This is a genomic window from Robbsia sp. KACC 23696 (genome assembly GCF_039852015.1).
Taxonomy (GTDB): Bacteria; Pseudomonadota; Gammaproteobacteria; order Burkholderiales; family Burkholderiaceae; genus Robbsia.
The window spans coordinates 522312-535827 of the sequence record NZ_CP156628.1 but is presented as its reverse complement, the minus strand read 5'-3'; the positions used below and the strand labels follow the sequence as shown (position 1 = coordinate 535827).

The window sequence follows — 13516 nt, the reverse complement described above, 5'->3', positions numbered from 1 at the left end:
GCAGTTTGAATCGACGTCGTTTCTTGATCGACAGTTCCGCCGCGTCGGGCCTGATGGCCGGCGTGGGTGCGCTACCGATGCTTGCCCTGGCAGACGGCAGCGCGAACGCCGCCGCGCCCGAGACCGCCCCCATCACGCGCGCGCAAAGCGTCCGCGTCTTGGCAGAGGGTGCGCCCAACAGCCTCGATCCGCACGGTGACGGTTTCAATCGCGAGTCGCTCGGCGCGTTCACGAATGTCTACGACACGTTGATCCAGTTCGATCGCACGGCCGTGGCGGGTAGCGCGGGATTCTACCACTACGACTACCGCCATTTCACCGGCGCGCTGGCGCAGACTTTCACCCCGCTCGACGGCGGCAAGTCCTGGCGCTTCCATCTGCGGGACGGCGCCACGTTTCACAGTGGCCGACCGGTCGATGCCCACGCGGTGAAATGGTCGCTAGACCGTGCCGTGACGCTGCCCGGATCGAAGCAGCAGTTATCGACGGGATCGATGACGGATCCATCGCAATTCGTGGTGGAAGATCCGCTGACGCTGCGCATCGACCTGCCGCGCGCCGACCGCTACCTGCTGCCAAATCTGGCATTGACCTATGGCGCCGTGCTCGATGCCGGCACGATTCAGGCGCATGCGACGCAGGACGATCCCTGGGCGCGCGATTGGCTGCGGGCACAAGGCGCCGGCGGTGGCGCATTTAAAGTGGCGGCATGGACGCCGGGCCAGCGCATCGCCTATACCCGTTTCGACGCCTGGCGCAGTGGCCGCGACGGCGCACTGCCGTATGTCCGTCAGGCCATTGCACAAGCGATGCCGGACGCGGCGAACCGCGTCGCCGCCTTGTCGCGTGGCGATGCCGATATCGTCCTGCAACTTCGGCCGAACGATTTCGACGCCGCCGGCAAGCTTGCCGGCGTGCGCCCCTTGTCGATCCCGCTGACCAATGCTTTCCGGTTCCTGTCGTTCAATGTGCGCGCCAAGCCGTTCGACGATCCGCGCGTACGTCAGGCGATTGCCTATGCGCTGCCATATCAGGCGATGTTCGATGGCGTCGCACGCGGTCACGGCGCCAAGCTCTTTGGCGCCAAGCCCTTCGATATCGGCAGCGACAACGCGGAAGCGCCAGTGGCCTCCTTCCCTCAGCCCTATCCCTACGACACGCGTATCGCGCGCGCGCAAATGTTGCTGCGCGACGCGGGGCTACCGAACGGCTTCGCGACCACGCTGTCGTACAGTAGCGCCGACGTCAGCACGGCCGAGCCGACCGCGCTGCTGATCCAGCAAGCGCTGCAAGCCATCGGCATCCGCATCCAGTTGGAGAAAGTGCCCGGCACGCAATGGGCCGAACGCGAGACGCAAAAAACGCTGCCGCTCTTCATCGATTGGTCGTCGGCCTGGTTCAACGAGCCGGACTATTTCTATCGGATCTTTTTCGAGGGCGACTGGCGCTGGAACTTCTCGTCGTATGACGATCCCGCCTTGAAAAAGTTGACCGATACCGCACGCTGGCTATCGGCAGCCGGCGAGCAGGCGCAGTACGAGCAATTGATGCGCAAAGCGGCCGCGCGCGTGATGCGCAATGTTCCGCTGATCCCGCTGTGGACGCCTTCGTTCGATGTTGCGATGCGTCGGGACTTGACCGGCTTCACGTACTACGTCCATGGTCAGGTGGATTTCCGCACCTTGGCGCGGACCGCGTCGCGCGAAGGCGCGGCATCGGGTTCATGACACCTGACGTCGCGGCGGTCGGCAGACGATGGGGCCGGTGGGCGGTGTCGCGGCTCGCGTCGGCCATCGTCGTGATCGGTGTCGCCGCCATCGCGACGTTCTTGCTTGCGCGCATGCTGCCCGGGGACCCCGTCGCGCATCTCGCGAGCGGCATGGGCGCCAACGCCGCCGGTTTGACTGCGTTGCGACATCGGCTCGGACTCGATCTGCCGCTGCCGGTGCAGCTCGCGCATTACCTGCGAGGCTTGCTGGAGGGAAACTGGGGGCAATCGTTTGCCACCGGCGAGCCGGTGCTGCGCGCGTTGCGCGAGCGCTTGCCGGCCTCGCTGGAGTTGACGCTTGCGGGCCTGATCTTAAGCACCGCGATCGGCATTCCGTTGGGCATCGCGGCGGCATGTCGACGCCGTGGTGTGATCGCGTTGCTGTACCGATGGTTGACGGCCGCGGGGATCGGTCTGCCCAGCTTCGTGATCGGCCTTTTGCTGATCCATGTTTTCTATTTTCGATTGGGATGGGCACCGGAGCCGTCAGGGCGTGCGGATGCCTTTGCAATCGCGCCACCGACGCATACCGGCTTCCTGTTGATCGATGCCTGGCTTGCCCATGACGGCGTTGCGTGGCGCGATGCCTTTGCGCATCTGCTGCTGCCTGCAGCGACGATGGCGCTGTTCGGCTTGGCGCCGCTGGCGCGCATGACGCACTCCGCAATGAGTCAGGCGCTGGACAGCGCCCCGGTTCGCACGGCACGGAGTCTCGGACTGCCGCGCTTTCGCGTCTTGCGAGACTACGCCCTGGCGCAGGCGGCCGCCTCGATCGTGACCGCCTTTGGCATGGTCGCATCCTATCTCCTGGCGGCAAATGTCGCGGTCGAGCGTGTGTTCGCCTGGCCGGGCATCGGCAGCTATGCGCTGGATGCCTTGAGCGCGTCGGATTACCCGGCGCTGCAAGGCTTCGTGTTGATGGTCGCGATCGTCTTTGCCGTGTGGAACCTGTTGATCGATGCACTCACCGCGGCATTGGATCCGCGTGTCGCGGAGTGGGAACAATGAGCGCGACGCGAGACCCGAAACAGGCTGACGAGGCGGATGCGTACGGTCTGCGTGCGCCACCGTCCGATCGCTCCGGCATGGTCGGTTCTTTGCGTGTTTCGCTTTTGTCACGACAGGGGTGGCCCGTTCTTGCACTGCTCGGCATCGCCTTGATCGGCTTTCTCGGCCCGTTGTTGCTGACCGCGTGTGGCATCGATCCAAACCGCGCGGACGTGCTCGCGGCCTTGCAAGCACCCTCACTGCGTCATTGGTTCGGTACCGACGACATCGGGCGTGACCTGTTCGCGCGCGTCGTCGCGGCCACCCGCCTCGATCTGACGATGGCGCTCAGCGCCGTGCTGTTATCGGCGCTTGGCGGTAGCATCATCGGCGGTGTGTCGGCGTGGATGGGTGGACGCCTCGACCGTCTTTTACAGCGCGTTGTCGACGTGGCGATGGCATTTCCCTTGTTTGTCGTTGCGTTGACGTTGGCGGCGGTGTTCGGCAATGGCGCCGGCAGCGTGATTCTGGCGACGGCGCTGATCAATCTGCCGTTCTTCGCGCGGCTCGCCCGAACCGAAGTGGCGCAGCGACGCGCGCTGCCTTATATCGATGCGGCACGCCTGGATGGTTGGTCATCGTCGCGGATTTTGGTTCGTATTCTGCTGCCGAATAGTCTGCCCTCCTTGATCGCGCATGCCACCACCAATATCGGCTGGGCGATGTTGAACGGCGCCAGCCTGTCCTTCGTCGGCATGGGAGTCAGGCCGCCCGCCGCCGAGTGGGGCACGCTGATCGCCGATGGCGCCAGCGCGTTTGTCGGAGGCCAGTGGTGGCTTGTCGTGTTTCCCGCACTTGCGTTGTTCGGCACCGTCTTGATCGTCAACGGTGCCGGGCAGGCCTTGCGCATGCGCTTTGTGCCAGGAGCGTCGCAATGACCGGTGCGCCACGCGTTCTTGCGCCGGAACTCTCGCCGCTCTTGCGAGTGGACGGCCTGACGTTGGACGCGACATCGCCGCGCGCTGACACCACGACGCGGACGCGTTGCGTGGTCGAAGGGGTGTCGTTCACGATCCAGCCCGGGGAACGCGTTGCGCTGGTGGGCGCCAGTGGTTCCGGCAAGACGCTCACCGCACTGGCGATTGCCGGCTTGCTGCCGGAAGACATCGCGCATCGGGCGGGGATGATTTCTCTTGCGAACCAAGCGATCGGGCCAAGCGTGCACGCCGTCCCCGCGCGAGGCGCTCGCCCCTCTGTTCGCACCGATTCCGCTGTGCTGCACGGCGCGTCGCACGACCGTAGCAGAGAGACGTTGCGCACCGCGATGATCTTTCAGGATGCGCGCGCCGCGCTGCAGCCGATCAGACGTATCGGCAAGCAGATCGATGATGTGTTGCGCTACACGCCACGCGTCGGCGAAGTTGGCGTTTCGCGACAGCCGCCAAACCGTCGACAACGCGACGCTGCCGCGCGCGCGTTGCTGAACGAGGTCGGACTGCCCGATGCCGAACGTGTGCTGCGAGGCTATCCGGCGCAGTTATCCGGCGGCATGTGTCAGCGCGTGATGATCGCCCTGGCGCTTGCGCGCGCGCCGGAACTGCTGCTCGCGGACGAGCCGACCACGGGGCTCGACGCAGCGAAGCAGCAACGCGTGATGCACTTGCTCGACCAAGCGACAAAAACGCGAAACACGGCCCTCTTGCTGATCACGCACGACCTGCCCCTGGCAGTGGCGCATTGCGATCGTATCGTCGTGATGCGCGCGGGCCGTTGCGTCGAAGTGATCGACGCCGCGAGCATCGGCGACAAGGCGCGACATCGCTATACGCGGACGTTGTGGGCGGCGCATCGTTTGTCCGGATTCGTATCATTGGATTCCGCAATGGCTGCTCTCGATGGTGGGGGTAAAGCAAGTGAACCGGAAACGGTTGCTGCCGTGGGTGCCGACGCGAGCGGTGCGATGTCAGCGCTTCAGTTGGAGGCCGTCAGCAAATCTTATGCGGCCCTGTTCCGTCAACGCACGGACGTGCTTCGCAATATCGATCTGACGGTGCAGCCGGGAAAGATCATTGGTATTAGCGGCCCGTCGGGCGGCGGAAAAACGACCCTTGGGCGTATCGTTGCGCGACTCGCCCAGCAAGATAGCGGACGCGTGATCTGGCGAGACATCGATCTGTCCGCCGTGCATCCTGCAGCCGCCGCGAGCGCGACATGGCGACATGAAGTGCAATATCTGCACCAAGACGCGCGCGCCAGCCTGGATCCACTGCGCACGGTGGGTGAGATTCTGGCCGGCGCGCACTGGCCGCCGCGGCCGCGCGGCATTGATGCACGCAGCCATCTGGACAGGCGCGACAGCCTGGATAGCCGGTTACGAGAAGTGGGCTTGCCGATTGCGCTAGCGGATCGCCTTCCGCATCAGCTCTCGGGCGGCGAAGCGGCACGCGTCGCATTGGCACGGGCTTTGACGCGCAAACCCCGATTGCTCGTATTGGACGAGCCCACGGCCGCGCTCGATACCTTGTCCCGCGCACGGATTCTGCGCCTGATCCATCGCCTGGCCCGATCGCACGGGCTTACTGTCCTCTGTATCTCTCACGATCTCGAAGCGCTCGACATGCTATGCGACCGCGTTCTCACGCTGGAAGCAGGATGCCTAAGGATCTCCTAGCCATTCTTAGCGCCGCGCGCGCAATGGCTGCCGAAGCCACACGCCGATAGCCCCCCTCCTTGTCACGCAACTGACACCGCGCCCCTTGAGTCTGTGGTCTGAGACGACGCTACGGTGTTGTTCGTTTCGCATCGCATCGAGCGCGCCGCGGCGATGCCACGCATTCTGGTCGTCGTCGATGGCCGCGTCGTTGCCGATGGTGGTCACGCGGCGCTGCTAAGGGATAGCGCGGACTATCGACTGCTATGGGAGCAAGGCAAGCGTTAGATGCCGTATCCGTTTCCCCACGCGACTGTCGACGCATCCTTTAGCCGAAGTCAGCCCGCGTGTGGAGACCATGAATATAAAAGCCGTTCCCCCGTTGTCAGCCGGTACCGATCTCGCAAGCTATACCAAACTCTTTGTGATGGCGTTTGCGATCGTCAGCCTGGCCTGCCTATCGGCCCCGTTGCGCCACGGTTGCTACCTATTTCACGCTATTCATTTCCTTGCCGCTGGCGGTCTGGACCTATCGCTGCTGACGTTTGCCGGCCTGTCGGTCGCCAAGGATCTGCCCGCCTTCCGTCGATTGGGATGGCGCATCGTCTTGGTATCGCTGGTCGCGAACGCCGGTACCTTTCTGGGTGCGGCCGCTATCGCGCAGTGCTTCCGGATTGCTTGATGCGTCACTGTGCACCTTCATCTTCGCGTCGTATTCCCGTACAGTGTTCTAATTTCTCGAACACGAATTAAATTGGCGACGGGGTTTCCTGCATTTTGGCCGCTTGACACTGTAAGCCGCGAGTAATGCCCGATATCGGGGCCTACCGACGTGCCATGGCGGTTCCGCGCGTCATTGCCGCAGAACCGCTAAAAATAACGATCAACCGCCAAAGTCAGCCCGCGCGTGGAGCCTATGAGTACAAAAGCCTTTTCCAGCATGCCCGATCGCGTCGATCTGGGCGGATATGCGAAGCTGTATCTGTTCGCGCTCGTGATTGTCGTTCTGGCTTGCCTGATCGGGGCCATCACGTTCAATGTCGGACCGGGCCAGGTCGTGTTGCTGCCGATGGTCTGGGCCATCCTGATGGGCGGCGCATTAGGTCTCTCGGCGCGCTTTCTGCCGGCGGTGTTTCGGCTCGATCGCGCGATGCAATTCAAGGCATCGGCCATTCTGCAGGCCGGGCTGCTCATTTTCATCGCAAAGCTCGGCCTGCTCGTCGGCGGTTCCTTGCCCGCCATCGCCAAAGCGGGATGGTCCTTGGCATTCCAGGAGTTCGGCCACTTCGTCGGCACCATCTTATTGGGAATGCCGCTGGCCCTGCTGTTGGGCATCAAACGCGAAGCGATCGGCGCGACCTTCTCCGTGGGCCGCGAGCCGAGTTTGGCGATCATCGGCGAGCGCTATGGGATGAATTCACCGGAAGGCCGCGGCGTGCTTGCCGAGTACCTGACCGGCACGATCTTCGGCGCCGTCTTTATCGCGATCTTCGCCGGCTTCGTCGCCAGCCTGCATATTTTCAATCCGCTCGCGCTGGCAATGGGTGCGGGCGTCGGTTCAGGCAGCCTGATGGCTGCGGCAGCCGGTGCCATCGCGGCACTGCAGACGCCCGAGGTCGCCAAGCAAGTCGCCACCTTCGCCGCCGCCAGCAATCTGATCACCACGACGATCGGCACCTACTTCACGCTGTTCATCTCGCTGCCGCTGGCGGTCTGGGGCTATCGCGTCCTCGAGCCGGTGCTCGGGCGATTGACACGCGCGGGTGCCGCAGCCGCGGCAAATGCCGCCGCCTCGGACGCAGAGCAAGCCAACGACGCGCATACCATCGATGAAAGTGGCGAATTGAGCGCCGCAGCACGTTGGGTATCGTGGATTGCGATTTCGGTGTTGACGTTGCTCTGCAACCAGATGCTGTACAAGACGTCCGTCGCCGATGCCTTGCCTGGCGCGTTGATCATCCTGTTATGCGTCGCGATCGGACACTATCTGACGCTTGCATTGCGGAACAAGATCCCGGCTGTGTGCGTGGTATCGCTTATCGCGATGTTCCTGACGTCGCCGTGGTGTCCCTATGCGGCCAGCGTGGCGGCGATGACCGGCAAGATCAGCTTCCTGGCAGCCGTGCCGGCGATGTTGACGTTTGCCGGACTGTCCGTCGCGAAAGACGTGCCGGCCTTCCGTCGTCTGGGATGGCGCATCGTGCTGGTGTCGATGGTCGCCAATGCCGGCACCTTCCTGGGTGCCGCCGCCATCGCGCAGTTCTTCCATCACGGTTGATCGCGGCACGTTAGCCGCACCCAAGCCCCCGCGCGAGTGACTCGCGCGGGGGCTTTGCGCTTATCGCGCCAGATACCGCTGTACCAACGTGACGAAATAGCTGGCACCCACCGGCAGCAGCGCATCGTTGAAGTCATAGCTGGCGTTATGCAACAGGCAAGGGCCGCCGCCATGGCCGGTGTCGCGATGATCGCCGGTGCCGTTACCCAGGAAGGCATAGCAACCGGGCTTGGCCTTCAGCATGAAGGAGAAGTCTTCCGCCGCCATCGTCGGGTCGATATCGGCGTTGACGGCCTCGTCGCCGACCACCGCGCGCATCGCTTCCACGGCAAACGCCGTCTGCGTGGCATCGTTGATCGTCGGCGGATACTCGCGATCGAACTGGACCGTGGCCTCGCATTCGAACGCAGCAGCGACATTCTCGGCGATGAGACGCACTCGACGCTCGATCAAATCGAGCATCGCTTCCGAAAACGTCCGAACCGTACCGCCCACCCAGGCGTCGGTCGGCACGACGTTGTTGACCTCGCCGGCGTGCATCTGCGTGACGGACAGAACGGCCGCTTCGATCGGATTCTTGTTCCGCGCGATCACCCCTTGCAAGGCGCTGACCAATTGCGCGGTGGCAAACACCGGATCGCGGCCGGTGTGCGGCATGGCGGCATGGCATCCGGCGCCTCGCAGCGTAATACGGAAAGTGCTGGTCGATGCCATGATCGGACCGGGCCGCACCCCGAAATGTCCGGTCGGGATTCCCGGCCAGTTATGCACGCCGAAGACGCTGTCCACGGGGAAACGCGTAAACAAGCCGTCGTCGATCATCGCCTGCGCGCCGGCACCGGCTTCTTCCGCCGGCTGAAAGAAGAACTGGACCGTCCCGTCGAAATCGCCATGCGCTGCCAGATACTGCGCCGCGCCCAACAACATCGTCGTGTGTCCGTCGTGGCCACAGGCATGCATCGCGTTCTGATGCGTGGAGCGATGCGCGAAGCTATTGACTTCCTGCATCGGCAAGGCATCCATATCGGCTCGCAGACCGATCGATTTTGTCCCGGTGCCACGCGTGAGCGTGCCGACCAGGCCGGTGCGCCCGACGCCGCGCGTTACCGCGATACCATACGATTCGAGCTGGGTCGCGACCAGTTCGGCAGTACGATGCACTTCATATCCCACTTCGGGATGCGCGTGGATATCGTGTCGGATACGTTGCAAGGCGTCAGCCTGGGCGAGGATTTCGGGCAAAAGCTTCATTGCAGGGGCTCTTTTTGATACGCAGTGTGATTTCGGTAGCGCGGGACGCTACGGGTCTTCGACTATTTTAGCCGAGAGATCCCCCTATAACGGCCTCACGAATAAAAACAGCACCGCCCGGACGCACGAGAAATCGTACGCCGGGCGGTGTGACATGCCAGGTTGCCATCGGTGCGGACATCAACGAAGGCGGACGGTAATGAGCCGGGCCAACGATCCCCCTTCGCCGCGCCGTACCGCTAACGCAGCGGGGCGCGCATTGCCACGGACGGATTCAGGCTCACAGATAACCGAATGCCGTGGCTGGCGCGGCAGCGGTTTCGACCCAGACGCTCTTCGTCTGCGTGTATTCGTACAGCGCTTCGACGCCGCTCGACCGTCCATATCCGCTCAAGCCATAACCGCCGAATGGCGATGCGACGTTGATCGTCTTATAGCCATTGATCCAAAACGTGCCCGCATTGACCTGGGCCGCGACGCGATGCCCACGCCCGATATCATTGGTCCACACGGCGCCCGCCAAGCCGAACTCGGTGTCGTTGGCGATGGCGATCGCTTCCTCTTCGGTATCGAAAGGAATCGCTGCCACGACCGGCCCGAACACTTCCGTCCGCGCAATCGCCATCTCGTTGGTCACGTTGGCCAATACGGTCGGCGAGACAAAATAGCCGCCCTCACCGCGCTCGGCGGAGCCGGCCGCCAGCGTCGCACCCTCGGCCACACCGGCGGCGATCATGTTCATGACGTGATCGTACTGCTTGCGATTATTGATCGGGCCGACCTCGGTGGCGTCATCGAGCGGCGCGCCCACTTTGATCTTGCGGGCGCCGCCGGCCACCATGTCGACAAACTGGTCGTAGACCGCGCGTTGCACCAACAAGCGCGACCCGGCGACACAACTCTGACCCGCGCCCGCGAAGATAGCGGCCTGGGCCGTCAACGCCGCGCGTTTTAAGTCGGCATCGGCGAAAATGATATTGGCCGACTTGCCGCCCAACTCCAGAACGCAGGGCAGCACGCGCTCTGCTGCGGCTTTTGCGATCTGGATGCCGGTGGCCGGCGAACCCACGAACACCACTTTCTTGACCGTCTTGTGTGCAATCGCCGCTTGCGCGACCGTATGACCGAAACCGGCGAGCACATTGATCAGCCCCTTCGGCGCGCCCGCTTTTTCGGCGAGCATGCCGAGCACCAAGGACGTGAACGGCGTCAGCTCCGACGGTTTCAACAACACCGCGTTGCCCATGGCGATCGCCGGCGCGACCTGCCAGCCGCAGGTAAAGACCGGCGCGTTCCATGGCGTGATTTGCAGCACGACGCCGGCGGGCTCACGACGCGTGTAGTTCAGGTGCGACGTAGGCACCGGAATGACCTCGCCGTAGAACTTGTCGGTCCAGCCGCCGTAGTATTCGAACATTTCCGCGACCTTGGCGACTTCGCCACGACAGTCGCGGATCGGCTTGCCCGATCCGAGCGACTCGAGACGCGCCATCGGCTCGATGTGTTGGCGCACTTCTTGCGCGATCTCGAACATCACGCGGCCGCGGGCGGCGTGCGTCAATGCCCACCATTGTTTCTGTGCTTGGGCGGCGGCGTCGGCGGCCTGGGCGACGATGGCTGCACCGCCGTCGCGGTAGGCAAGGCTCGGCGCGCCGGTTGCGGCGTCGTGCAACTGCACGACGTCGCCGGCGCCTTCGATCAGCTCGCCGCCGACGTAGGAACCGATAGTCTTGGCCTGCGGAAAGAAATGGGCGAAGGCGGCGAGTAATTGCGTTGCGGCGGTGTCTGCCATGATGGGTTCCTGCGATGCTGAGAGAGAAGAAGCAAAATCAATGCTTTGCATCGATGTATTGAACAATACGATTAAAGTCTTCCGCGTCGCCGATAGCGGCTTCGCTGGCGGCCCAGAGGCGGCCCGCCTCTTGCGCGACAGGCGCGGTGGCGTCGATGCTTTGCAGCAGCGCCATCGCGAGGCGCATGTCTTTGCGCATCAGTTTCATCGTGAAGCCGGAGTCGAAGGTCTCCGGGAAGATCCAGGTCGGATAATTGGTCAGCGTCGCGCTGTTGCGGCCCGAGCCGCCGTTGAGCGCCTCGACGAGCTTTGTCGGATCGATATCGAGCGCTTGCGCGGCACGAACCGCCTCGCTGGCGACCAGCAGATGCGCGCCGGTCAGCAAATTATTGAGCAGCTTCGTCACATGTCCGGCTCCCACCGGGCCAACGTGAGTGCGCTTGGCGCTGATCGTCGCGAGCACCGGCTCGACGGCGTCGACATCCGCTTGGCTGCCGCCGAGCACCATGATCATCGTCGCCGTTGCCGCGCCCTTCGGGCCGCCGCTGACCGGCCCATCGACAAAACCGATGCCGGCATCGGCCAGTGCCGCCGCCACTTTTTTCGTGCTGTTCGGATCGGCGGTCGTGGTATCGACCACGATCAAGCCGCGCTTACCGGAGGCGCGCACACCACCGTCGCCCAAAACGACTTGCTCGACGATGTCCGACGTCGGCAAGGACAGAATCAGGATATCCACGGTGGCGGCGATATCGGCGATAGAGGCACAGGCTTGCACCCCTTGCTCCTGCAAGGTCGCCGCGACGCCTGCCACGTCGAAACCGAAGACGGCAAAGCCGCCCTTGACCAGGGACAACGCCATGCCCTTTCCCATATTCCCCAAGCCGACGACGCCTACTTTTTGCACGACCTTGTCCATCTCAGCACTCCACGGTGTTAGGCATTGAGCGTGATCTGCGTATGTCCGTCTCCGACACCGAACCCGCTCGATGCCCAAGTCTTTCCACGCCGCATGTCACGCCGATATCGCCATGGTCGGGCTTGTCAGCCGTATAATCCATCGACGCCAATAATGAAATTGTTCGAATAATTCGCACACTCCGAACCATGGCAGACCAACTAACCGAAAGCCGTATCGTTTATCTGTTCGAAGCCGTGCGCTGCGGCACGATCCGCGCGGCGGCGGACTGGCTGAATGTGGCACCGTCTGCCATCAGTCGGCAAATCGGGCTCCTGGAAGGAGAACTGGGAACAGTCTTGATCGAACGCCACGCGCGGGGTGTCAAGCCGACCGCGGCCGGCGAACTGGTCGTCGCCTACTTCCGCGAACAGATCGCGCACCGGGACGACCTTCTCTCGCAATTGCAGGCGCTGCAAGGCTTGCGCACCGGTTCTGTCAACGTGGTGCTGGGCGAGGGTTTCGTGTCGGACGTGCTATCGGGACCGATGCCGGTGTTTTGCAGGCAATTTCCCAATATCGAAGTCAATCTCGATATGGCCGGCACGAACGAAGTGATCCGTAAAATCTCGGAGGACGACGGCGAGATCGGGCTGGTCTACAACCCGCCGACCGACGCGAAGATCGTCAGTCGCGCCATCCGCACGCAGCCGATGATGGCGATCGTGGGGCCGAGTTTTCGCTGGCCCGATCCGGATAGGCCAATGCGTGTCCAGGAATTGGCGGCATACCCGCTTGCGGTAACCCATCCCGCTTATGGGACGCGACAGATGTTGCAAGCGGTCGAATACGCGGAAAAGATCACGTTTAAACGCGGGGTGACGACGAACTCGATCAATATCCTGAAGCAGTTCGTCAAGTCCGGCCTGGGCCTGACGGTCTTGCCGGCCTTTGCGGTGACCAGTGAGATGGATGCCGGGGAATTACGCGCCATCCCGATTGACCATCCGCTGCTGGCGAGCGGTGAAGCGCATTTGGTGACGCGTGTGGGTCGCAAGTTATCGGTGGCGTCGAATCGGATGCTGCAGACGATGAACGCGCATCTGCGAGCGTTTCGATAAAGCGACTTGATGCAACTCACACTGACCGCATCAAGCCGCCATCCACACGAATATTCTGCGCGGTAATATAGCCAGCGCCCGGTGACGCCAGGAATGCTACTGTCGCCGCGATTTCTTCCGACGTCCCGTAGCGCCCCATCGGCACCATGTCGCGGCGTTCGTCGCGTTCCGGCAAACTATCGATCCAACCCGGCAGCACGTTATTCATCCGAATATTATCGGGCGCGTATTTATCGGCGAACAGTTTCGTGAACGCTGCTAATCCCGCCCGGAAAACAGCCGATGTCGGAAACATATCGCTGGGTTCGAAAGCCCATGCGGTCGAGATATTGATGATCGCGCCACCCTTCTGCTGTTGCATGATCGGTGCGACCAGACGCGTCGGACGGACCACATTCAACAGATAGGTGTCCATCCCTCGATGCCAGTCGTCATCGCTGATATCGAGAATGGGCGCACGCGGGCCATGGCCAGCACTATTGACCAGTACGTCGATGCGACCCCAGCGCGCTACTGCCAGATCGACAAAGCGCTTCAGATCGTCGTTCGACTGATTCGATCCGGTGACACCCAGGCCGCCCAGACGTTCGGCCAAGGCCTTGCCCTTGCCCGACGACGACAGAATGCCGATCTGAAACCCCTCCGCCGCCAGTCGTTCAGCCGCGGCCGCGCCCATGCCGCTGCCGCCCGCGACGATCAAGGCGACTTTTGCCGTGGCGCCGTCGTCCTGCCCCTTCTGTTGTGTGCTCTCGTGTGCTGCCGACATCTCAG

Annotated in this window: 11 protein-coding genes and 1 pseudogene; 8 read left to right on the top strand and 4 right to left on the bottom strand. The window is 63.1% G+C overall.

Annotated elements, in window-relative coordinates; genetic code table 11:
- The first annotated feature begins 5 nt into the window (after positions 1–5).
- The 7 genes and pseudogenes from ABEG21_RS23670 to ABEG21_RS23640 all read left to right on the top strand — a co-directional run bounded on the left by ABEG21_RS23670 (position 6) and on the right by ABEG21_RS23640 (position 7683).
- Positions 6–1727 carry an ABC transporter substrate-binding protein gene (locus tag ABEG21_RS23670; RefSeq protein ID WP_347559005.1) on the top strand — a complete coding sequence of 574 codons (1722 nt, stop codon included), beginning with the start codon at positions 6–8 and terminating at the stop codon, positions 1725–1727.
- Positions 1724–2776, top strand: a complete 1053-nt coding sequence (locus ABEG21_RS23665) for an ABC transporter permease (RefSeq protein ID WP_347559004.1) — start codon at positions 1724–1726, stop codon at positions 2774–2776. Before ABEG21_RS23670 ends, ABEG21_RS23665 begins: the two co-directional genes overlap by 4 nt.
- Positions 2773–3693 (top strand): ABC transporter permease, encoded by a 921-nt coding sequence (locus ABEG21_RS23660; protein WP_347559003.1) that lies wholly within the window; start codon positions 2773–2775, stop codon positions 3691–3693. Before ABEG21_RS23665 ends, ABEG21_RS23660 begins: the two co-directional genes overlap by 4 nt.
- Positions 3690–5426: an ATP-binding cassette domain-containing protein gene (locus tag ABEG21_RS23655; protein WP_347559002.1), complete on the top strand. Its 1737-nt coding sequence runs from the start codon at positions 3690–3692 to the stop codon at positions 5424–5426. The genes ABEG21_RS23660 and ABEG21_RS23655 overlap by 4 nt, the downstream gene beginning before the upstream one ends.
- 114 nt (positions 5427–5540) lie before the next feature.
- Positions 5541–5693, top strand: coding sequence for a hypothetical protein (locus tag ABEG21_RS23650; protein ID WP_347559001.1), 153 nt, complete (start codon positions 5541–5543; stop codon positions 5691–5693).
- Between the two features lie 247 nt (positions 5694–5940).
- Positions 5941–6087 (top strand): annotated as a pseudogene (locus ABEG21_RS23645) (DUF3100 domain-containing protein); the annotation flags it as partial.
- A 258-nt stretch (positions 6088–6345) separates the two neighbouring features.
- Positions 6346–7683, top strand: a complete 1338-nt coding sequence (locus ABEG21_RS23640) for a DUF3100 domain-containing protein (RefSeq protein ID WP_347559077.1) — start codon at positions 6346–6348, stop codon at positions 7681–7683.
- A gap of 60 nt (positions 7684–7743) precedes the next feature.
- Here the strand turns inward: ABEG21_RS23640 and ABEG21_RS23635 are convergent, their stop codons facing one another.
- From ABEG21_RS23635 to ABEG21_RS23625, 3 genes are all read right to left on the bottom strand, one after another.
- A complete protein-coding gene (locus ABEG21_RS23635; RefSeq protein ID WP_347559000.1) occupies positions 7744–8934 on the bottom strand; it encodes a M20 aminoacylase family protein in 1191 nt (396 codons plus the stop codon).
- 280 nt (positions 8935–9214) lie between these two features.
- Entirely contained in the window at positions 9215–10726 is a 1512-nt protein-coding gene (locus ABEG21_RS23630) for an aldehyde dehydrogenase family protein (protein ID WP_347558999.1), read from the bottom strand.
- A 37-nt stretch (positions 10727–10763) separates the two neighbouring features.
- A complete protein-coding gene (locus tag ABEG21_RS23625) occupies positions 10764–11633 on the bottom strand; it encodes an NAD(P)-dependent oxidoreductase (RefSeq protein ID WP_347559076.1) in 870 nt (289 codons plus the stop codon).
- A gap of 200 nt (positions 11634–11833) precedes the next feature.
- Here ABEG21_RS23625 and ABEG21_RS23620 point away from each other — a divergent pair, with 200 nt between their 5' ends.
- Positions 11834–12745, top strand: coding sequence for a LysR family transcriptional regulator (locus tag ABEG21_RS23620; RefSeq protein WP_347558998.1), 912 nt, complete (start codon positions 11834–11836; stop codon positions 12743–12745).
- 16 nt (positions 12746–12761) lie between these two features.
- Here ABEG21_RS23620 and ABEG21_RS23615 read toward each other — a convergent pair whose 3' ends face one another.
- Positions 12762–13511, bottom strand: a complete 750-nt coding sequence (locus tag ABEG21_RS23615; RefSeq protein WP_347558997.1) for an SDR family oxidoreductase — start codon at positions 13509–13511, stop codon at positions 12762–12764.
- Positions 13512–13516 lie beyond the last annotated feature (5 nt).